The organism is Stenotrophomonas sp. 17(2023), assembly GCF_030345315.1.
GTDB classification, from domain to species: Bacteria; Pseudomonadota; Gammaproteobacteria; order Xanthomonadales; family Xanthomonadaceae; genus Stenotrophomonas; species Stenotrophomonas acidaminiphila.
The window spans coordinates 217508-237500 of the sequence record NZ_CP128405.1 but is presented as its reverse complement, the minus strand read 5'-3'; the positions used below and the strand labels follow the sequence as shown (position 1 = coordinate 237500).

Here is a 19993-nt window from a genome sequence, read left to right as displayed (position 1 = left end):
TCTGAGCCAGGATCAAACTCTTCACTTAAAACTACATGCCCGAAGGCAAATACTTTAGCTGCAGATGTTCAATCTCTGGCAACGTTTCGCTTGCTTTAACAAACTATTCATTGCTTGATCAAACGTCTGCAAGATGGACAGTCATCCACTCCTGCAGGCGCCCTCACAAGATACCTGCGCATACTTTCAAAGAACTTCGGAATCGGCCTCAGCGCCTTCTTCCTTAGTGCCCGACGTTTCCGTCCGAGCGAGCCGCCCATTATAGCCGGCTTTTCCGCTTCGTCAACACCTCGTTTCGAGGCCCGACTCCGCCGCTTCTCTCTCAAACCCGAAGGCTTTCCGTCGAAGCGAGCCGCCTATTATGGCAGGCTTTTCGTTGCCGTCAACACCTGCGTGAGGGTGACTTCAACTTCCTTCCTTCGCTGCCAACCACCGGCCGGCAGCGAAGGAGCGGAAGTATGCGTCCTCCCCTCCGTTTTGGGAAGAGGCAAATACCATTCGCGTGCATTCATGCCGCGCCAGACCGGGACCTCATGCCCGGCCTGGCTGCGGCGTGGCGTCAGGCGACGACCAGCAGCACCCGCGCGAACGTGCGCTTGCCCACCTGCAGCAGGCCTTCGAAACCCGGCGGCAGCACCGTCTGCGCATCCTCGACGACGCTACCGTCCACCTTCACCGCACGCTCCTTGAGCTTGCGCGAGGCCTCGGAGTTGCTCGGCGTGAGGCCGGCGGCCGTCAACAGGGCGCCGATGCGCAGGCCTTCGGCCGGCACCACCACTTCCTGCAGCGGCAACTGGGTGATGTCGCCCTGCCCGGTCACCGCCGCATTCCAGCCGGCAATGGCCTGCTCGGCGGCAGCGGCATCGTGGAAGCGCGTGGCCAGTTCGCGCGCCAGGCGCAGCTTGATCTCGCGCGGGTTGATCGCGCCGGCTTCGACTTCGGCACGCAGCTGCCCGGCCTCGGCAATGGAGATGTCGAAGCTGAGCAGGTCGATCCAGCGCCACATGAGCGTGTCGTCGATCTTCATGGTCTTGGTGACGATGTCGATCGGCGGCTCGCTGATGCCGATGTAGTTGCCCAGCGACTTGGACATCTTGTTGACGCCGTCCAGGCCTTCCAGCAGCGGCATGGTCAGCACGATCTGCGGCTTCTGGCCGTAGTGCTCCTGCAGGCCGCGCCCCATGAGCAGGTTGAACTTCTGGTCGGTGCCGCCGAGCTCGACGTCCGCCTCCAGCGCCACCGAGTCGTAGCCCTGCACCAGCGGGTAGAGGAACTCATGGATGGCGATGGACTGCTGGGCGGCGTAGCGCTTGGCGAAATCGTCGCGCTCGAGCATGCGCGCCACCGTGTGCTGGCCGGCCAGGCGGATCATGTCGGCCGCGCCCATCTTGCCGAACCATTCGGAATTGAAGCGGACCTCGGTGCGTTCGCGGTCGAGCACCTTGAACACCTGGTCCTGGTAGGTGCGGGCATTGGCCAGCACGTCCTCGCGCGAAAGCGGCTTGCGGGTGACGTTCTTGCCCGACGGGTCGCCGATCATGCCGGTGAAGTCGCCGATCAGGAAGATCACCTGGTGCCCCAGGTTCTGGAACTGGCGCAGCTTGTTCAGCAGCACGGTATGGCCCAGGTGCAGGTCCGGGGCGGTGGGGTCGAAGCCGGCCTTGACCCGCAGCGGACGACCGCTCTCCAGACGCTGGCGCAGTTCATCCACCTTGAGGATTTCATCGGCACCGCGGCCGATCAGGGCAAGGGCTTCATCAATCGAGGACACGCTAGAACTCCCGGCTTCGCCGTCAGACATGAATGGTGTTAAGTGCAGGTTAACCGCCCAATTCATCAAAAAGCCATGCGGCTCAATGGTTTGACGCGGTATTGAAGGGTGACTATGTTAACCGCGTTTGGGCCCGCGATCCGGGCCGTCCAGAGAACCCAGCGATGTCCCAACCCGATCACGGCCAGGCGCGCAAACAGCGCTTTCAGGAACGACTCCACGTCCTCCACGACACCGCCCTGCATCGGAAGTTGAAGCAACACCTCCCGGCAGCGTTCAACGAGCGCTGGACCCGGCGCCACTGGATCCACGCCAGCCTGTTCGCGACCATCGGCGCGCTGGCGGCGACCATCGTGCCGGGCTTCTCCAATGCCATCGACGCGCCGCTGCCATCGGCGCATTCGACCCTGGCCCTGCCGCTGCCCCCGCTGCCGCCGGCCCGGCGCGCCGAAGTTCCCGGCGACAGCTGGCAGATCCTGCGGGTGCAACGCGGCCAGACCCTGAGCGACCTGTTCGAGGTGGCGGGGGTACCGGCGACGGTGATGCACCGGGTACTGGACCACCCGGGCACGCGCGAGGCACTGACCCGGCTGCGGCCGGGTACCGAGATCGCCTTCGACCTGCCGGTGAACGGCCAGCTGCGCACGATCCGCTTCGACCGCGATGCCGGCCACCGCGTCGAGCTGTCGCTGCAGGGCGACCAGGTCCGCGAGCGGGTGCTGGAGCGGGTGACCACCACCCGCACCGTGGTCGCCAGCGGCGAAATCCGCAGCTCGCTCTATGCCTCGGCGCTGAAGGCCGGGCTGTCGCCCTCGGCCATCAATACGATGACCGACGAGATCTTCAAGTACGACATCGACTTCTCCAAGGACGTGCAGCCGGGCGACCGCTTCAGTGTGGTCATGGACGAGACCTGGCGCGAGGGCGAGCGCATCGACACCAGCAAGATCCTGGCCGCGACCTTCAGTACCGGCGGCAAGACCTACACCGGGTTCCGCTTCGACCGTGGCGACAAGTCCGAGTACTTCGACCTCAACGGCCGGCCGCTGAAGAAGAGCTTCATCCGCATGCCGATCCCGTTCGCGCGGCTGAGTTCCACCTTCGGTTCGCGTCGCCACCCCATCCTCGGCACGATGCGCATGCACAAGGGCGTGGACTACGCCGCCGGCACCGGCACGCCGATCATGGCCGCCGGCGACGCCCGCGTACAGTTCGCCGGCACCCAGCGCGGCTACGGCAACGTGGTGATCCTCGACCACGGCCGCGGCTACACCACCCTGTACGGGCACATGTCGCGTTTCGGCAAGATCCGTACCGGCCAGCGCGTGAACCAGGGCACCGTGATCGGCTACGTCGGTTCCACCGGCATGGCCACCGGCCCGCACCTGCACTACGAATTCCGGGTCAACGGCCAGCACCGCAACCCGCTGTCGGTGACCATGCCGCCGCCGGAGCCGCTCAAGGGTGCCGAGCTGGCTGCGTTCCGCGCCCAGACCGCGCCGGCGATGGCTCGCATCCGCGGCATGGAAGAACTGATGTACGCCGATGCCGGCAAGGACAAGCCCACCGTCACCGCCAGTACCGCAACGGCCCCGGCCGGGAACAAGCGCGGCTGACGGCGGCCTGCCGCGTTGACGGCCAGGGCAGGGAGCCTGAAGCTTCCCTGCCCTTCTTGTTTCCGGCCCCGGCATGACCTCCATCGATCCGCAGCTGCCCCTGTTCCTCGGCCTGATGTCCGGCACCAGCGCCGATGGCATCGACGCCGCGCTGGTGCAGTTCCCGGTTGAAGGCGGCTGCCGGTTCGTGCACGGGCATACCTTCGACTGGCAGGTCCGGACCCGCGACGCGCTGATTGCCTTGGGCCAGGGTGCCGAACCGGCATCACTGGACGCACTCGGGCAACTGGACGCCGAGGTCGGCATCGCCTTCGCCGCCGCCGCCAACGGCCTGCTCGAACGGGCCGGCATCGCGCATGCGCAGGTGCGGGCGATCGGCTCGCACGGGCAGACCATCCGCCATCGCCCCACTGCCAGCCCCGCCTTCACCTGGCAGATCGGCGATGCCAACCGCATCGCTGAACTGACCGGCATCACCACGGTGGCCGATTTCCGCCGCCGCGACGTCGCCGCCGGCGGGCACGGTGCACCGCTGATGCCCGCCTTCCACCTGGCGATGCTCGGCAGCAGCGGCGAGGACCGGGCGGTGCTCAACCTGGGCGGTATCGCCAACCTGAGCCTGCTGGCCCGCGACGGCAGCCTGCGCGGTTTCGATACCGGCCCGGCCAATGCGCTGCTCGATGGATGGTGCCAGCGGCACCTCGGCACCGCATTCGACGCCGATGGCGCTTTCGCCGCCAGCGGCCGGGTCGACGAGGCGCTGTTGGCGCGGTTGCTGGACGATGCCTGGTTCGGGCTGCCACCGCCCAAGAGCACCGGCCGCGAACAGTTCCACCTGGACTGGGTGGATGCACGGCTCGGCGACACGCCGCTGGCGCCGGCCGATGTGCAGGCCACCCTGCTGGAGCTGACCGCCACCACCGTCACCGGGGCGCTGCTGGCGCACCTGCCCGGGGTGAGGCGGCTGCTGGCCTGTGGCGGCGGCGTCCGTAATTCCCACCTGCTGCGGCGCATCGCCGCGCGGCTGCCGGGGGTGGAGGTGGTCTCCAGCGCCGCGCATGGGCTCGACCCGGACTACATGGAAGCGATGGGCTTCGCCTGGCTGGCACGCGAAGCCCTGGCCGGACGCCCGGGCAACCTGCCCAGCGTCAGCGGCGCGCGCGGGCCGCGGATCCTGGGCGCGATCCACCCGGCGTGAAACCTTGGGGCGCAGCCCCGAAAATCGCCCGCACGGACGCTGGGGTGCCGGGCGTCCACCTGACCTGCCCGTTGTCGTAGCTGCCGGGCTCGCCCGGCACGGTTTGCCCGGCATGTCCCATGCGGCGCAAACCCGCATCTACTACGGCGAGCCGCGTTTGCCTGAAGCCGGGGCATCGGGGCCCAGCCCTGGCCCGTGCCGGGCGTGCACTCAACCGAATTCGGCGCCGGCGGGCAACGCCTGCAGGGCATGGATGGCCTCGGACAGCACGTCCACCTCCGGGTTCTCGAAGCCGTGGCTCATCTCGTGCTCGCCGGCGAACAGGCCCTGTTCGAGCAGTACCAGGCAGGTATGTTCGCGGGTCCAGCCACGCGCCACCGCGAGGCGGCGGATGCGTTCAAGCAGCAGCGGGTCGACATCCCGCAAGATCACGTCGGCCATGTCATTCCGCCAGCAGTCCGGCGGATCCCCCCCGCGGGCATCATCGACGACGCGGCCGGGGGATTCAATAAGAACCGGCCGGCGATTTAGCCGGCCTCGACAACCCGGGTGGTGGCATCCACCTCGCGGCGCAGCCACCAGGCCATCAGCAGACCCGGCATGCCAACCACCACCGAGACCAGGAAGAACACCTGCCAGCCATAGGCATCGGCCAGTACACCGGCGAACGGCCCGACGAACACCCGCCCCAGCGTGGCGAAGGCCGACAACAGCGCGTAATGGGTAGCCGAGAAGCGGGTGCCGCACAGGCCACTGAGCAGCGCCACGAACGCCGCCGTGCCCATGCCCCCGGCGAAATTGTCCAGGCTCAGCGCGAACAGCAGCAGGCCGTCCATCGGCGTGGGCGTGTCCAGGTGCACGATCAGCAGGTTGAAAGCGGGCACTTCCACCGTACCCCAGGCGCCAGCCCCCTCGCGGGCCAGCAGGTAGAACCCCAGGTTGGAGACCAACTGCAGCACCCCGAAGGCGATCACCGCCGTGGACAGGCGCAGGCGCAGCAGGAAGAAGCCGCCGACGATGGCGCCGACGATGGTCATCAGCAGACCGATGGTCTTGTTGGCCAGCCCTACCTCGGCCTGGCTAAAGTGCATGCCCTTGAGCAGGAACGGCGTGGACAGGCTCAGCGCGAAGGCATCGCCGACCTTGTACAGCACCACCAGCGCGAGGAAGGCACCGGCACCTCGCATGCCGAAATAGCTGCGCAGCGAAGCGTTGAGGGTCTCGAAGCGCACCCAGCGGGTGACCCCCAGGCCCAGCACCATCGCCGCAGCGATCTGGGTGATGACGAACACCAGCCGCACCCAGCGGTCGCTGCTGTCCGGGTCCAGCCCGACCAGCACCAGCAGCTGGTGGGCCAGCCAGGCCCCCGCCGCCACGCCAAGCACCAGCGCCAGGAAACCCCATACTTCATTGCTGGCCTTGGAGACCGGTGCCTTGAAGCGCGCCGGCAGCGGCGGCATCAGCACCAGCGCCAGCACGCCGACCACCGCCGCCAAGCTCGCCATGACCCGGTACACCTGCGGCCAGCTTTGCCACTGCTCGGCCCAGATCAGGGTGATGCCACCGGACAGGACCATGGCCAGTCGATAGCCAAGGACGGTCAGCGAGCCGCCCAGGCCACGTTCGGCCGGCTGCAACAAGTCGGTGCGGTAGGCATCGATCACCACGTCCAGAGTGGCCGACAGGCAGGCCACCACCACCGCCACGGAAGCGAACAGGCCCAGGTTGCGCGAGGGCGAGAGCGAACTCATCACCAGCAGCGCCGCGGCCAGGGCGAACAGCATCAGCACGATCCAGCCGCGCCGGCGGCCGAGCAACGGCAGGTCGAAGCGGTCGATCAGCGGCGCCCACAGGAACTTGAACGTGTACGGGATGCCTATCAGGGACAGGAAGCCCAGGGTGACCAGGTCCAGGCCTTCCACCGTAAGCCACGCCTGCATGGCGCCGCCGGTCAGCGCCAGCGGCAGGCCGGAGGCGAAGCCCAGCAGCAGGATCACGAACAGGCGGCGCAGTCGCGACAGGCCGCGATGCGGGGCCTCCACCAGCGCTTCGCTCACAGGTCGTAGTCCACGGTGAACGGGGCGTGGTCGGAGAAACGCTCGTCGCGGTAGATCGAGCAGCCGCGCAGGCGCTCGCGCAGGCCGGGGGTGACCAGCTGGTAGTCGATGCGCCAACCGACGTTGTTGGCGCGCGCCGCGCCACGGTTGCTCCACCACGTGTAGTCCTGCCCCTGCGGGTGCAGTACGCGGTAGGCGTCCACCCAGCCGCGGCCGGCAGCCGGGTCGTGCTCCCCGGGCAGGTCCGCGCACAGGCCGTTGAGCCAGTCGCGCTCCTCCGGCAGGCAGCCCGAGTTCTTCTGGTTGGACTTCCAGTTCCTGATGTCCAGGGCAGTGCGCACGATGTTCCAGTCCCCGCACAGCACGTAGTCGCGGCCGCTGGCCAGCCACTGCGCCAGGATCGGCCGCAGCCAGTCCATCACCTCGAACTTGAACCCCTGGCGCAGCTCGCCCGACGAGCCGGACGGGATATAGAAGGAGACCACGCTCAGATTGCCGAAGCGCGCCTCGATATAGCGGCCTTCGTCGTCGAACGGCGCCCAGCCCAGCCCGGTGCGGACCTCGTCCGGTTCGCACCGGCTCCAGATCGCCACCCCGCTGTAGCCCTTCTTGGTGGTGGCATCACGGTAGAAGCAGTGGTGGCCGTCCGGGCGGAACAGCGGGTCGGACAGCTGCGATTCCTGCGCCTTGGTCTCCTGGATGCACAGCACGTCGGCCTGCTGGCCGGCGAACCAGGCGCCGAAGCCCTTGGTGGTGGCCGAACGGATGCCGTTGGCGTTGAAACTGATGATGCGCATGGGAAACCGCTGACAGGCCCGGGACGGCACAGCATACCGCCCGCGCCAGCATTCCCCGAAGCCATGCTTTACCCTAGGCGCCTTCAATAGACGACAAAAAAGCGCATTACATGAGTGACCACCGTTCCCGCTTCCTGCAGCTGGCGCTGAACGCCGATGCCCTCCGCTTCGGCCAGTTCACCCTCAAGTCCGGCCGGGTAAGCCCCTACTTCTTCAACGCCGGCCGTTTTGACACCGGCCTGGCGCTGGCCCAGCTGGGCAACTGCTATGCCGACGCGGTCGAATCCTCCGGCGTCGCCTTCGACCAGCTGTTCGGGCCGGCCTACAAGGGCATCCCGCTGGCCACCGCCATCGCCTGCGAGTTCTCGCACCGCGGCCGCAACCTGCCGTTGACCTTCAACCGCAAGGAAGCCAAGGACCACGGCGAGGGCGGCACCCTGATCGGCGCCGACATGGCCGGCAAGCGCATCCTGATCGTCGACGACGTGATCACCGCCGGCACCGCCATCCGCGAGGCGCTGGCCATCATCCGCGCCGCCAACGGCATCCCGGCCGGCATCGTGGTCGCGCTGGACCGCCAGGAGATCGCCTCGGAGGATGACCGCCGCTCGGCCGCCCAGGCCGTGGCCGCCGAGACCGGCATCCCGGTGATCGCCGTGGCCAACCTGGCCGACCTGCTTGCATTCGCCTCCGGGAACCCGGAACTTGTCGGCTACCGCGAACCGTTGCTGGCCTACCGGGCCCGCTACGGAAGCAATCCAACGGGCTGACCGCAGGGGGCTGTCATGAGGCCGAATCCGTCCATCACCGGCACCGGCATGCTGCTGGTGCTGGCAGCACTGGCCATGCCGGCACCGGCGCCGGCCCAGGACAAGCCGGCCGACACCGGCAAGAAGCTCTACTGCTGGGATACCCCCCGCGGTGAACGGATCTGTTCGGACACCCTGCCACCCGAGGCCGTCAACAGCGCGCGCCAGGAGTTCAACGCGCGCAGCGGCCTGCGCAGCGCCGAGGTGCAGCGCGCGCTCAGCGCCGAGGAGCGCGCCGACGCGGAGCTTGCCGCCGCACAGGCGCAGGTGGATGCCGCGGCGGCCGAGACCCGCAAGCGCACCGAGCAGGCCATGCTGTCCACCTATGGCAGCGAGGACGCGCTGCGCCGCGTGTTCAACGAGCGCGCGGCGATCGTCGACAACAACATCAAGACCGCGATCTACAACGTCGGCAGCCTGCGCGAGGCGCTTGCCACCCAGCTGTCGGTCGCCGGCGACCGCGAACTGGCCGGGCAGAAGGTCACCGACAAGCAGGCCCAGGACATCCGCCAGCGCCATACCGAACTGCTTGCCCAGCTGCGGCTGCAGGCGGCGTTCGAGCAGCAGCGCAAGGCACTGGACGTGGAGATCGCCGAAACCCTGGCCCGTTACCGCGAGCTCAAGGGCACCGGCGCGGCGGCCGATACCCCGGCGTCGCCGCCGGGCTGAGCGCGCCCCACAAGCGGAACCCCGCAAGCGGCCCACGGGCCGCTTTTTTGTTGCCGCCGTCCACCCACGCAGCCTCCGGGTCGCCCGCGCGGCCACGCCATCACCGCCCAGCCTGCGCATTTTTTATGGCGTTTTTACGCCGCGGCCGGCCGGCTGCCATCGAACGTTTACGGCACCCGCGAGCACGATACCGCTCCTGGTACGGGCGGCCGCGCAGGCAATGGCGCCGCCGCTTCCCTTTCCATACGGTACGCCCGCCGCGCAGGCGGTCGCCCCGCTGAACCGAGGTTCCCAATGCCCGGCTGGCTTTTGTTCCTGTGCGGACTGGTGGCGCTGGTCGCTGCCGCCTACCTGCTGTACGCGGTCCTGCGTCCCGAGTCGTTCTGAGGAGCACGCCATGACCGAAGCCCTTGTCATCCTGCTGGCCGGCATCGCCCTGGCGTGGCCGCTGGGCCTGTACCTGGCGCGACTGATGCGCGGCACGCCCATGCGCATCGACCCGCTGTTCCAGTGGATCGAAAAGCCGCTGTACCGGCTGCTCGGCGTGGACCCCGGGCGCGCCATGTCCTGGCGCGGCTATGCCATCGCCTTCCTCGCCAGCAACCTGGTGCTGGCGCTGCCCACGCTGGCGGTGTTCATGACCCAGGCCTGGCTGCCGCTCAACCCCGACCAGGTACCCAACCTGCGCTGGGACACCGCGCTGCACACCCTGGTGTCGTTCCTGACCAACACCAACCAGCAGCACTACAGCGGCCAGGCGCAGCTGTCCTACCTGTCGCAGATGACCGCCATCACCGGCCTGCAGGTGATCACCCCGATGATGGGCCTTGCACTGGCGGTGGCCACGCTGCGGGCCCTGTTCGCGCAGGCGCCGGACCCCGCCACCGGCGCCTCCGCGGCACCGGCACCCGTCACCGTGGGCAACTACTACGCCGACGTGGTGCGCCTGTGCCTGCGCTTCCTGCTGCCACTGTGCCTGGTATGGACGCTGCTGCTGGCCTGGCAGGGCGTGCCCTCGACGCTGGCCGCCGGCCCGCAGGCCACGCCGATCGACGCCAGCGCCGGCATGGCGACGCAGAAGATCCCGCTCGGCCCGGTGGCGGCGATGGTCGCGGCCAAGCAGCTCGGCGCCAATGGCGGTGGCTGGTACGGGCCCAACAGCAGCTTCCCGCTGGAGAACCCGACGCCGCTGTCCAACGCGCTGGAACTGGTCGGCATCGTGCTGGTGCCGATGGCGGTGGTGTTCATGATCGGCGCCTTCACCGGCCGCCGCCGCTTCGGTGCGCTGGTGTTCGGCTGCATGCTCGGCATGTCGCTGCTGTCCACCTTCGGCACGGTGTGGCTGGAAGGGCACGGCGCCGGCGCTGCCAGCCCGTTGCTGATGGAAGGCAAGGAAGTCCGCTTCGGCGCCGACGGCACCGCGCTGTGGGCCACGCTCACCACGCAGGTGCAGAACGGTTCGGTCAACGGCATGCAGGATTCGATGAGTCCGCTGGCCGGCATGGCCTCGCTGGTCAACATGCTGGTCGGTGCCATCTGGGGCGGCATCGGCTGCGGCCTGCAGCAGTTCCTGGTGTACCTGTTGCTGGCGGTGTTCCTGGCCGGGTTGATGACCGGGCGCACGCCCGAGCTGTTCGGCCGCAAGCTGGAAACGCCGCAGGTACGGCTGCTCGCCCTGCTGGTGCTGCTGCAGCCGATCACCCTGCTCGGCATGACCGCGCTGACCCTGGCCATCCCCGGCCTGGCCGGCACCTCCAACCCCGGCTTCCATGGCATCACCCAGGTGTTCTACGAGTTCACCTCGGCCTATGCCAACAACGGCTCGGGCTTTGAAGGGCTGGCCGACAACACGGTCTGGTGGAACCTGAGCTGCGCGCTGGTGCTGGCGCTGGGACGGTTCCCGGTGCTGATCGTGCCGCTGGCCATCGCCGCGCAGCTGGCCGGCAAGCGGCAGGCGCCGCAGGGCGCAGGCAGCCTGCAGATAGAAACCCCGACCTTCGCCCTGACCCTGGTCTGCGTGATCGTCGTCCTGACCGTGCTGCAGTTCATGCCGGCACTGGTGCTCGGCCCGGTGGCCGACCACCTGGGCCTGGCGCTGCAGGGAGCCTGACATCCATGAGCGCTTCGATGAACTCCCCTGTTTCCCGCCCGGCCACGCGCCGCCCCCCGCTGCTGGATGCCGCCGGCTGGCGGCACGCGCTGCGCGAATCCGTGCGCAAGCTCGCGCCGGCGCACCTGCTGCACAACCCGGTGATGGCGGTGGTCATGGCCGGTACCGTACTGGCGCTGCTGCTTACCCTCGGCGGCCAGGCACCGCTGGGCTTCGGCCTGGCGGTTACCGCGATCCTGCTGCTGACGGTGCTGTTCGGCAACTTCGCCGAAGCCGTGGCCGAAGCACGTGGCCGCGGCCAGGCATCGGCGCTGCGGCGTGCGCGCCAGGACCTGGTCGCGCGTCGCCTGGCGGCACCGCGGATCGGCGCGGCCGAAAGCGCGGTCGCGGCCGCGGCGCTGCGCCCGGGCGATCACGTGATCGTCGGTGCCGGCGAGTTCGTGCCGGCCGATGGCGAGATCGTGCTGGGGCTGGCCACCATCAACGAGGCCGCCGTCACCGGCGAATCGGCGCCCGTGCTGCGCGAGGCCGGCACCGACCGCTCCGGGGTGATCGGCGGCACCAAGGTGCTGTCCGACCAGATCGTGGTGCGCGTCACCGCCGAGCCGGGGCACAGCTTCCTCGACCGCATGATCGCGCTGGTGGAGGGCGCCAACCGGCAGAAGACGCCGAACGAGATCGCGCTGACCCTGCTGCTGGCGGCGATGTCGCTGACCTTCCTGGTGGTGGTGGCGACGCTGCCGGCGATCGCCGCCGCCGTCGGCGTGCGGCTCGATCCGCTGCTGCTGATCGCGTTGCTGGTGTGCCTGATCCCGACCACCATCGGCGGGCTGCTGCCGGCCATCGGCATCGCCGGCATGAACCGCGCGCTGCAGGCCAACGTGCTGGCCAAGTCGGGCAAGGCGGTGGAGGTTGCCGGCGACGTGGATGTGCTGCTGCTCGACAAGACCGGCACCATCACCTACGGCGATCGCCAGGCCAGCGCCTTCCATCCGCTGGCCGGCATCGAAGCCTGGCAGCTGCGCGAAGCCGCACTGCTGTCCTCGCTGGCCGACCCGACCCCGGAAGGCCGGTCGATCGTGCGCCTGGCGCGCGAGCAGGGCTGCGCCACGGCCGAGCCGGACCAGGCCGACTACCTGGCGTTCAGCGCGCAGACGCGCATGTCCGGGGTGGACCTTGCGGGCGGTCGCCGCATCCGCAAGGGCGCCGCCGATGCCATCACCGCGCATGTATCGGCGCTGGGCGGCAGCGTGCCCAACGAGCTGCAGGCGCGCGTGGACCAGGTCGCACGCGGCGGCGCCACCCCGCTGGTGGTGTGCGAGGGCCGGCACGTGCTGGGCGTGGTCGAGCTGGCCGACGTGGTCAAGCACGGCATGCGCGAGAAGTTCGCGCAGTTGCGGGCGATGGGCATCCGTACGGTGATGATCACCGGCGACAACCCGCTGACCGCCGCGGCCATCGCCGCCGAGGCCGGCGTGGATGACTACATCGCCCAGGCCAGGCCCGAGGACAAGCTGGCGCGGATACGCAGCGAGCAGGCGGGCGGGCGGCTGGTGGCGATGGTCGGCGACGGCACCAACGATGCTCCGGCCCTGGCCCAGGCCGACATCGGGCTGGCGATGAACTCCGGCACCCAGGCCGCCAAGGAGGCCGGCAACATGGTCGACCTGGACTCGGATCCGGCCAAGCTGCTGGCGGTGGTGGAGGTGGGCAAGCAGCAGCTGATCACCCGCGGCGCGCTGACCACCTTCTCGCTGGCCAACGACGTTTCCAAGTACTTCGCGATCCTGCCGGCGCTGTTCGCCGCGGCGATCCCGTCGATGGCGGCGCTGAACGTGATGCAGCTGTCCAGCCCGCGCAACGCGGTGCTGGCGGCGCTGGTGTTCAACGCGCTGGTGATCCCGGCGCTGATCCCGCTGGCGCTGCGTGGCGTGCGCTTCCGCCCGGCCACCGCCACCGCGCTGCTGCGCCGGAACATGCTGGTGTATGGCGTCGGCGGCGTGCTGCTGCCGTTCGCGGCGATCAAGGCCATCGATCTTCTCCTCGTCCTGGTATTCGGCGCATGACCCCCAAGACCCCCACTGCCCTGTGGCGCCCGGCCATCGGCCTGTCGCTGTTCGCCCTGCTCGGTACCGGCCTGGCCTACGCCGTGCTCGCCACCGGCATCGCCGGCACCCTGTTCCCGGCCCAGGCCGGCGGCAGCCTGGTCCGCGACGCCGACGGCCGCGTACGCGGCTCGCTGCTGCTGGCCCAGCCGTTCGCCGGCGACGGCTACTTCCAGGCGCGGCCATCGGCCAGCGGCTACGACCCGATGGCCGCCGCCGGCAGCAACCTGGCGCGCGGCAACCCGCAACTGGCGCAGCGCGTGGCCGATGCCACTGCCGCGGTGGCGGCACGCGAACGGGTCGCACCGGCGCAGGTGCCGGCCGACCTGGTCACCGCCTCGGCCAGCGGGCTCGACCCGGACCTGTCGCCGGCCGCGGCACGGCTGCAGGTGGCGCGCGTGGCGCGGGCACGCGGCTGGCCGCAGCAGCGCGTGCAAGCCCTGCTGGAACGCCACGTGCAGGCGCCCGGATGGGGCGTGCCCGGGCAGCCGCGGGTGAATGTGATCGCGCTGAACCTGGCCCTGGATGCCGCCGCGCATGCGCGTTGATTCCGCCCATGCCGGTGGCGGCGCACAATCGCGGCCATGAACGACTCCCGCAGCCGCCAGGCCGATGCGCTGGCCGACAGCCTGCAACGCGAGGCGGGCGGCAAGCTGACGGTTTTCCTCGGCGCCGCACCCGGCGTCGGCAAGACCTTCGCCATGCTCACCCGTGCGCAGGAGCAGCTGCGCCGGGGCGTGGACGTGGTCGCGGCCGTGGTGGAAACGCACGGCCGCGACGACACCGCCGCCCTGCTGGACGGCCTGCCGCTGATCGCCCTGCGCGAGGTCCAGTACCGCGCCCACCACCTGCAGGAGATGGACCTGGATGCGGTGCTGGCGCGGCGCCCGGCCCTGGTGCTGGTGGACGAACTGGCGCACCGCAACGCCCCCGGCAGCCGCCACGAACGGCGCTGGCAGGACGTGATGGAACTGCTCGACGCCGGCATCGACGTGTGGACGACCATCAACATCCAGCACCTGGAAAGCCTCAACGACGTGGTGATGCGCATCACCGGGGTGCGCGTTGCCGAAACCGTGCCCGATGCGGTGTTCGACCGCCTGCACGACATCGTGCTGGTCGACCTGCCGCCGCGCGAACTGATCGAGCGCCTGCGGCAGGGCAAGGTGTACGTGCCCGAGCAGGCGGCGCAGGCGCTGCAGGCCTTCTTCTCGCCCGCCAACCTCACCGCGCTGCGCGAACTGGCCATGCAGGAGGCGGCCGACCGCGTCGACAGCAGCCTGCGCGAGACCCGCGCAGCGCGTGGCGAGGGCAACCTGCCGCTGCGGCGCCGGGTGCTGGTGGCGATCGACGGCGGCGGCCAGAGCGAATACCTGGTGCGCGTGGCCCGGCGCATCGCCGAGCGCCGCGATGCCCCGTGGACCGTGGTCACGGTGCAGCACCGCCGCCAGGACGAGGCCACCCGCCGCGAGATCGACGACGCCTTCGCGCTGGCGCGCCGGCTCGGCGGCGATGCCGAACTGCTGCACGGGCCGGGCATCGCCGACGTGCTGCTGGACCACGCCGCGCACAACGCCGTTTCCACCCTGGTGCTGGGCCGCACCCGCGAACGGCCGCTGGCGCGGCTGTTCAACCAGACCCTGACCCAGCAGCTGATCCAGCGCGGCGCGCACTACGAGATCACCATCATCAGCACGCCGCAGGCGCGGGCCAGCGCGCGCCGGGCGCGGTTGTCGCTGGACCCTGAGCACTGGCGCCGGGATGCCGGGCTGGCGCTGCTGGCCACCGCCGTGGCCTGCGGTGCGGCATGGCTGGGCGAACGCTGGATCGGGCTGAGCGACCTGGCGATGGTGTTCATCGTCGCGGTGGTGCTGGTGGCCGCGCGCACGCGCATGGGCGCGGCGGTACTGGCGGCCACGCTGTGCTTCCTGGCCTACAACTTCTTCTTCATCGCGCCGCGTTTCACCTTCGCCATCAACGCGCGCCAGGGCGTGATCACCGTGTTCCTGTTCCTGGCCGCGGCGCTGGTGGCCGGGCGGCTGGCGTCGCGGCTGCGCATGCAGGTGGTGGCGCTGCGCGCGGCCAACCGCCATGCCAACGTGCGCCAGGCGCTGGGCCGGCAACTGGCCAGTGCCGTGGACAACGCGCAGGTGGCCCATGCCGGCCGGGTCGCGCTGGAGCAGGCGCTGGACGCACCGGCCTGGGTGCGGGTGGCGCACGACACCAGCACCGGCGGCAGCGCCGCGCCCGGCGACACCGACCTGGCCGCCGCCGACTGGGCGCTGCGCCACGGGCAGCCGTCGGGCCGCTTCACCGATACCCTGGCCGGCGCCGACTGGTGGTTCCTGCCGCTGCTCGATGGCGAGGGGCATGGCATCGGCGTGGCCGGCCTGCGCTTCGACCGCCAGCATCCGCGACTGGCCCCGGAGCAGCGCCAGCTGGCCGAGGCGATGGTCGATGACATCGCCCAGGCGGCACTGCGCACGCGGCTGGTCGCCGACCTGGAGACCGCCCACCTGCACAACGAGACCGAACGCCTGCGCTCGGCGCTGCTGTCGTCGGTATCGCACGACCTGCGCTCGCCGCTGGCGGCGATGATCGGCTCGGCCGACAGCCTTTCCAGCTATGCCGAGGCGATGGATGCCGGCGACCGCCGCGCCCTGCTCGACACCATCGTGGTCGAGGGCGAGCGCCTGGACCGCTACATCCAGAACCTGCTGGACATGACCCGGCTCGGCCACGACGGGCTCAAGCTCAGCCGCGACTGGATCGGCGTCGACGAACTGATCGGCTCGGCGGCGCGGCGCCTGCAGCGCTACCAGCCAGAAGCGCTGCTGAAGCTGGACATCCCGCACGACCTGCCGCCGATCTGGGTGCATCCGGCGCTGGTCGAGCAGGCACTGTTCAACGTGATGGAGAACGCGGCCAAGTTCTCGCCGCCGGGCGTGGCGGTGGAAGTACGCGCGCGCATGCGCGACGGCGAACTGTGCATCGAGGTGATCGACGAGGGACCGGGCATTCCCGACGCCGAGCGCCAGCGCATCTTCGACATGTTCTACAGCGTCGAGCGCGGCGACCGCGGCCGCCAGGGCACCGGCCTGGGCCTGACCATCTGCCAGGGCATGATCGGCGCGCATGGCGGCCATGTCGAAGCGCTGCCCGGCCGCGATGGACACGGTACGCTGGTGCGCATGACCCTGCCCCTGCTCCAGCCCCACCCGGAAGGCCCGCGCGACGATGGCTGAGCCCCCCGCCATACCGCCGGCGCGGGTGCTGGTGATCGACGACGAGGTGCAGATCCGCCGCTTCCTCGACATCTCGCTGCGCGCCCAGGGATACGCCACCATGCAGGCCGCCAGTGGCGGCGAGGGACTGCGTGCGCTGGCCGGCGAAGGCGCCGACCTGGTGATCCTGGACATCGGCCTGCCCGACATGGAAGGCCACGAGGTGCTGGCCGAACTGCGGCAGTGGAGCCAGGTGCCGGTGATCATGCTCAGCGTGCGCGGTGGCGAGGCGGAGAAGGTGCGGGCGCTGGACAACGGCGCCAACGACTACGTGACCAAGCCGTTCGGCACGCAGGAGCTGATGGCACGGGTGCGGGCGCTGCTGCGCGGCCGCAACGCCGATGGCGACGGCCAGGTGCCGCTGTTCGACGATGGCCACCTGCACATCGACCTGGCCCGCCGCGAGGTCCGCTTGGATGGTGCGGCGGTGGCGCTGACCCGCAAGGAGTACGCGCTGCTGGCGCTGCTGCTGCGCAACGCCGGGCGGGTGGTCACCCAGCCGCAGATCCTGCAGGAAGTCTGGGGCCCGAGCCATCGCCACGACACCCACTACCTGCGCATCCTGGTGGGCCGGCTGCGGCACAAGCTCGGCGACTCGGCGCTGCAGTCGCGCTACCTGTTCACCGAGCCGGGCGTCGGCCTGCGCTTCCAGGCACCCTAGCGCCACGCGCCACCGGGCGCGCGTGCTGTGCCTCGCGGCGAACGGCCGGGCACCCGCGTGCGGCGCGGGTACCCCGGCTCAAAAGCCCAGTTCGGTGCCGGCCGGCAGCACCTGCCGCAGCTGCTCGCGGAACAGGCCCTTGATCCGCTCCAGCGCGTCCGCGTCGTCCGCCTCGAACCGCAGCACCAGCACCGGGGTGGTGTTGGACGCGCGCACCAGCCCCCAGCCGTCGCTGAAATCCGCGCGCAGGCCGTCGATGGTGGAGATGCGGGCGGCCGCGAACGGCGAATCCTCGGCCTGCGCGGCGGCCACCACCAACGCCACCTGCGCATGCTGGGTGCCTTCGGCCACCGCCACTTTCAGCTCCGGCGTGGAGACCGCATCGGGCAGTTCGTCGAACACCTCGGACGGATCTTCCTCGCGCTGTGCCAGGATCTCCAGCAGGCGCGCGGCGGCGTACAGGCCGTCGTCGAAGCCGTACCAGCGCTCCTTGAAGAAGAAGTGGCCGCTCATCTCGCCGGCCAGCTCGGCGTCGGTCTCGCGCATGCGCGCCTTGATCAGCGAATGCCCGGTCTTCCACATCATCGGGCTGCCGCCGTTGCGCAGGATGTAGTCGGCCAGGCGGCCGGTGCACTTGACGTCGTAGATCACCATCGCGCCGGGGTTGCGCGCCAGCACGTCGGCGGCGAACAGCATCAGCAGGCGGTCGGCGAACACGATCCGGCCATCGCGGGTGACCACGCCCAGGCGGTCGCCGTCGCCGTCGAAGGCCACGCCGAGGTCGGCGTCGAAACGCCGGACCATCTGCACCAGGTCCTCGAGGTTGTGCGGTTCGCTCGGGTCCGGGTGGTGGTTGGGGAACTGTCCGTCGACCTCGCAGTACAGCGGGATCACCTCGGCGCCGATGGCTTCCAGCAGCTGCGGGGCGACCGCGCCGGCGACGCCGTTGCCGGCGTCGGCCACCACCTTGAGCGGGCGGTCCAGCTGCACGTCGTCGGCGATGCGCTGCACGTAGTCGGCGATGACCTCGCGCTGCTGCAGCCCGCCCGGGGCATCGGCACGCTGCAGGCGGCCTTCGACGATGCACCGGTGCAGGTCGGTGATCGCCTCGCCGGACAGGGTTTCACCGCCGATGACGATCTTGAAGCCGTTGTAGTCCGGCGGATTGTGGCTGCCGGTCACCGCCACGCAGCTGCCGGCGCGCAGGTGGTACGCGGCGAAGTACACCACCGGGGTCGGCGCCATGCCGATGTCGATGACATCACAGCCGGCGCGGCGCAGGCCTTCGACCAGCCCGGCCACCAGTTCGGGGCCGGACAGGCGGCCGTCGCGCCCCACCACCACCTCGCGCAGGCCCTGGGCCTGCATCTGGGTGCCGATGGCCTGGCCGATCAGCGTGGCCACGGCCGGCGTCAGCTCGCTGCCGACCACCCCGCGGATGTCGTAGGCGCGGAAAATGCCGGCGGGCACCGTGCCGATGTCCAGCTCGGGCGCCGGTTCATCCTCGCCGTCGCCCGCGCCGCGCACGCGCGCCGCCGCCACCGGCAGCGGTTCCTGCGCCAGCGCCTCGCTCAGGGTGACGCCATTGTCGGCATCGACCGCCTCGCCACCGCGCCGCAGCACAGGCAGGCGCAGGCGATTGCGGCCGACCAGCAACAGCACCGCCGTCGCCAGCATCAGCAGCGCCACCGTCGCACAGGCCAGCGTGCCCAGGCCCAGCGGGCCTTCGCTCATGTCGGGCATTTCCGCGACCACGCGCAGGCCGGTGTCGGCCACCGGCCGTGCCAGCGCATCGGCGCCACCGCCCAGGGCGGTATCGCCCCGACGCACGATGGTGAACCCGCCCTGGCGCAGGCCGAGGAAGGCCGAATCGGGCGAATCCAGCGCATCGAACACGGTGGTCAGGGGGTTCAGCGGCTGGCGCACGTAGACCACCGCCGGCCGCTCCTGCAGCCGCACCGGTGCGGCCAGCCCGAGGCGCGGCGCATTGCCGTCACGCACCACCCGCGCCACCGGCTTGCCTTCGCTCATCGCCAGTTCCAGCAGGGCCAGCCGCGAATAGCCGAACGCGGCCGGGTCGGCGTAGGCATCGGCGAGCGCACCGTCGAATACCTGCGCGTCGTCCACCCCGCCCCATTTTTCACGCACCGCCGATGCCACGGCCGCACCATCGCCCTGGGCCAGCGCGGCCTTGACCGGCTCCAGCTCGAGCTGGCGCGCGAACTGCGCGGTCTGCGCGGCAAGGGCCTTGTGCAGTTCCTGCACCGCCTGGTCGCGCGCCTGCTCCAGCCGGGCGCCGGTGCCGGCCTGCCGCCACTGCTCGAAGGCCCCCCAGCCGAACCAGCCGGCCAGCAGCACCAGCAGTGCCGCCAGCAGCGGCGTCGAACGGCCGAGCGCCGGGCGCGGGCGCCCGCTTTGGTTCCCTTGGCTCATCGTGCGTTTCCCCTGTCAGCGCACTCCGGTGTGGCCGAATCCACCCGTTCCACGCGCACTGTCGATGAAAGTATCCACCACCTGCAAGGTCACGCGGGCGATGGGCATGACAACCAGCTGGGCGACGCGGTCGCCCGGTTCGATGGTGAACGGCTCGCGGCCGCGGTTCCACACGCTGATCAGCAGCGGCCCCTGGTAATCGGCATCGATCAGGCCGGTACCGTTGCCCAGCACGATGCCATGGCGGTGGCCCAGCCCCGAGCGCGGCAGCACCACGGCGCACAGGCCCGGGTCGGCGATATGGATGGCGATGCCGCTGGGCAGCAGCGCCGTGTCGCCGGGTTCCAGCGTCATCGGCACTTCGATCGCCGCGCGCAGGTCCATGCCAGCGCTGGCCTCGGTGGCATAGGCCGGCAGCGGCCAGGCATCGCCGAAGCGGGGGTCCAGCAGCTTCACCTGCAATGGGTGCGGGGCGGCGTCCAT

16 protein-coding genes and 1 rRNA gene (1 of these 17 only partly in view) are annotated in these 19993 nt (G+C 70.1%); 10 read left to right on the top strand and 7 right to left on the bottom strand.

The window, feature by feature from the left end; all coding sequences use genetic code 11:
* Nucleotides 1-28: ribosomal RNA gene (locus tag QQA12_RS01025) — 16S ribosomal RNA — on the bottom strand (it extends 1519 nt beyond the left edge of the window).
* 531 nt (nt 29-559) lie between these two features.
* Entirely contained in the window at nt 560-1771 is a 1212-nt protein-coding gene (gene tyrS, locus QQA12_RS01020; RefSeq protein WP_054662608.1) for a tyrosine--tRNA ligase, read from the bottom strand.
* A gap of 164 nt (nt 1772-1935) precedes the next feature.
* Between tyrS and QQA12_RS01015 the strand changes: the two genes are divergently transcribed.
* The gene (locus QQA12_RS01015; RefSeq protein ID WP_054662604.1) at nt 1936-3387 is read left to right on the top strand and encodes a peptidoglycan DD-metalloendopeptidase family protein; all 1452 of its coding nucleotides are present in this window, start codon (nt 1936-1938) and stop codon (nt 3385-3387) included.
* Nucleotides 3388-3460: 73 nt separating this feature from the next.
* Nucleotides 3461-4585: an anhydro-N-acetylmuramic acid kinase gene (locus QQA12_RS01010; RefSeq protein ID WP_226050753.1), complete on the top strand. Its 1125-nt coding sequence runs from the start codon at nt 3461-3463 to the stop codon at nt 4583-4585.
* Between the two features lie 210 nt (nt 4586-4795).
* On the opposite strand, the gene QQA12_RS01005 is transcribed toward QQA12_RS01010, so the two are convergent.
* From QQA12_RS01005 to QQA12_RS00995, 3 genes are all read right to left on the bottom strand, one after another.
* Nucleotides 4796-5026, bottom strand: a complete 231-nt coding sequence (locus tag QQA12_RS01005) for a hypothetical protein (RefSeq protein ID WP_054662598.1) — start codon at nt 5024-5026, stop codon at nt 4796-4798.
* Between the two features lie 86 nt (nt 5027-5112).
* Nucleotides 5113-6642 (bottom strand): MFS transporter, encoded by a 1530-nt coding sequence (locus QQA12_RS01000; RefSeq protein ID WP_056932741.1) that lies wholly within the window; start codon nt 6640-6642, stop codon nt 5113-5115.
* Entirely contained in the window at nt 6639-7439 is an 801-nt protein-coding gene (locus QQA12_RS00995; RefSeq protein ID WP_226050754.1) for an exodeoxyribonuclease III, read from the bottom strand. Before QQA12_RS00995 ends, QQA12_RS01000 begins: the two co-directional genes overlap by 4 nt.
* A gap of 110 nt (nt 7440-7549) precedes the next feature.
* On the opposite strand from QQA12_RS00995, the gene pyrE reads away from it, so the two are divergent.
* The 8 genes from pyrE to QQA12_RS00955 all read left to right on the top strand — a co-directional run bounded on the left by pyrE (nt 7550) and on the right by QQA12_RS00955 (nt 17077).
* Nucleotides 7550-8209, top strand: coding sequence for an orotate phosphoribosyltransferase (gene pyrE / locus QQA12_RS00990; RefSeq protein ID WP_054662592.1), 660 nt, complete (start codon nt 7550-7552; stop codon nt 8207-8209).
* Between the two features lie 75 nt (nt 8210-8284).
* Nucleotides 8285-8917, top strand: a complete 633-nt coding sequence (locus QQA12_RS00985; RefSeq protein WP_226050836.1) for a hypothetical protein — start codon at nt 8285-8287, stop codon at nt 8915-8917.
* A gap of 294 nt (nt 8918-9211) precedes the next feature.
* A complete protein-coding gene (locus QQA12_RS00980) occupies nt 9212-9304 on the top strand; it encodes a potassium-transporting ATPase subunit F (RefSeq protein ID WP_054662589.1) in 93 nt (30 codons plus the stop codon).
* Between the two features lie 10 nt (nt 9305-9314).
* Nucleotides 9315-11027 (top strand): potassium-transporting ATPase subunit KdpA, encoded by a 1713-nt coding sequence (kdpA, locus tag QQA12_RS00975; protein WP_226050755.1) that lies wholly within the window; start codon nt 9315-9317, stop codon nt 11025-11027.
* Nucleotides 11028-11032: 5 nt separating this feature from the next.
* Nucleotides 11033-13093: a potassium-transporting ATPase subunit KdpB gene (kdpB, locus tag QQA12_RS00970; protein ID WP_226050756.1), complete on the top strand. Its 2061-nt coding sequence runs from the start codon at nt 11033-11035 to the stop codon at nt 13091-13093.
* The gene (kdpC, locus tag QQA12_RS00965; RefSeq protein WP_054662580.1) at nt 13090-13680 is read left to right on the top strand and encodes a potassium-transporting ATPase subunit KdpC; all 591 of its coding nucleotides are present in this window, start codon (nt 13090-13092) and stop codon (nt 13678-13680) included. Before kdpB ends, kdpC begins: the two co-directional genes overlap by 4 nt.
* Before the next feature lie 36 nt (nt 13681-13716).
* Nucleotides 13717-16377 carry a sensor histidine kinase KdpD gene (locus tag QQA12_RS00960; protein WP_226050757.1) on the top strand — a complete coding sequence of 887 codons (2661 nt, stop codon included), beginning with the start codon at nt 13717-13719 and terminating at the stop codon, nt 16375-16377.
* The gene (locus QQA12_RS00955; RefSeq protein WP_054662574.1) at nt 16370-17077 is read left to right on the top strand and encodes a response regulator transcription factor; all 708 of its coding nucleotides are present in this window, start codon (nt 16370-16372) and stop codon (nt 17075-17077) included. The genes QQA12_RS00960 and QQA12_RS00955 overlap by 8 nt, the downstream gene beginning before the upstream one ends.
* Nucleotides 17078-17155: 78 nt before the next feature.
* Here the strand turns inward: QQA12_RS00955 and QQA12_RS00950 are convergent, their stop codons facing one another.
* Together QQA12_RS00950 and dut are read right to left on the bottom strand one after the other, a co-directional pair.
* The gene (locus QQA12_RS00950) at nt 17156-19510 is read right to left on the bottom strand and encodes a phosphomannomutase/phosphoglucomutase (RefSeq protein ID WP_226050758.1); all 2355 of its coding nucleotides are present in this window, start codon (nt 19508-19510) and stop codon (nt 17156-17158) included.
* Between the two features lie 15 nt (nt 19511-19525).
* A complete protein-coding gene (gene dut / locus QQA12_RS00945) occupies nt 19526-19993 on the bottom strand; it encodes a dUTP diphosphatase (RefSeq protein WP_226050837.1) in 468 nt (155 codons plus the stop codon).

Bases quoted from the DNA above. Each gene is read 5' to 3' on its own strand.
- kdpC (WP_054662580.1), top strand. From the start codon at position 13,090: ATGACCCCCAAGACCCCCACTGCCCTGTGGCGCCCGGCCATCGGCCTG.
- QQA12_RS01005 (WP_054662598.1), bottom strand. From the start codon at position 5,026: ATGGCCGACGTGATCTTGCGGGATGTCGACCCGCTGCTGCTTGAACGC.
- dut (WP_226050837.1), bottom strand. From the start codon at position 19,993: ATGGACGCCGCCCCGCACCCATTGCAGGTGAAGCTGCTGGACCCCCGC.
- QQA12_RS00955 (WP_054662574.1), top strand. From the start codon at position 16,370: ATGGCTGAGCCCCCCGCCATACCGCCGGCGCGGGTGCTGGTGATCGAC.
- kdpB (WP_226050756.1), top strand. From the start codon at position 11,033: ATGAGCGCTTCGATGAACTCCCCTGTTTCCCGCCCGGCCACGCGCCGC.
- kdpA (WP_226050755.1), top strand. From the start codon at position 9,315: ATGACCGAAGCCCTTGTCATCCTGCTGGCCGGCATCGCCCTGGCGTGG.
- QQA12_RS01015 (WP_054662604.1), top strand. From the start codon at position 1,936: ATGTCCCAACCCGATCACGGCCAGGCGCGCAAACAGCGCTTTCAGGAA.
- QQA12_RS00950 (WP_226050758.1), bottom strand. From the start codon at position 19,510: ATGAGCCAAGGGAACCAAAGCGGGCGCCCGCGCCCGGCGCTCGGCCGT.
- QQA12_RS00985 (WP_226050836.1), top strand. From the start codon at position 8,285: ATGCCGGCACCGGCGCCGGCCCAGGACAAGCCGGCCGACACCGGCAAG.
- QQA12_RS00980 (WP_054662589.1), top strand. From the start codon at position 9,212: ATGCCCGGCTGGCTTTTGTTCCTGTGCGGACTGGTGGCGCTGGTCGCT.
- QQA12_RS01010 (WP_226050753.1), top strand. From the start codon at position 3,461: ATGACCTCCATCGATCCGCAGCTGCCCCTGTTCCTCGGCCTGATGTCC.
- pyrE (WP_054662592.1), top strand. From the start codon at position 7,550: ATGAGTGACCACCGTTCCCGCTTCCTGCAGCTGGCGCTGAACGCCGAT.
- QQA12_RS00995 (WP_226050754.1), bottom strand. From the start codon at position 7,439: ATGCGCATCATCAGTTTCAACGCCAACGGCATCCGTTCGGCCACCACC.
- QQA12_RS00960 (WP_226050757.1), top strand. From the start codon at position 13,717: ATGAACGACTCCCGCAGCCGCCAGGCCGATGCGCTGGCCGACAGCCTG.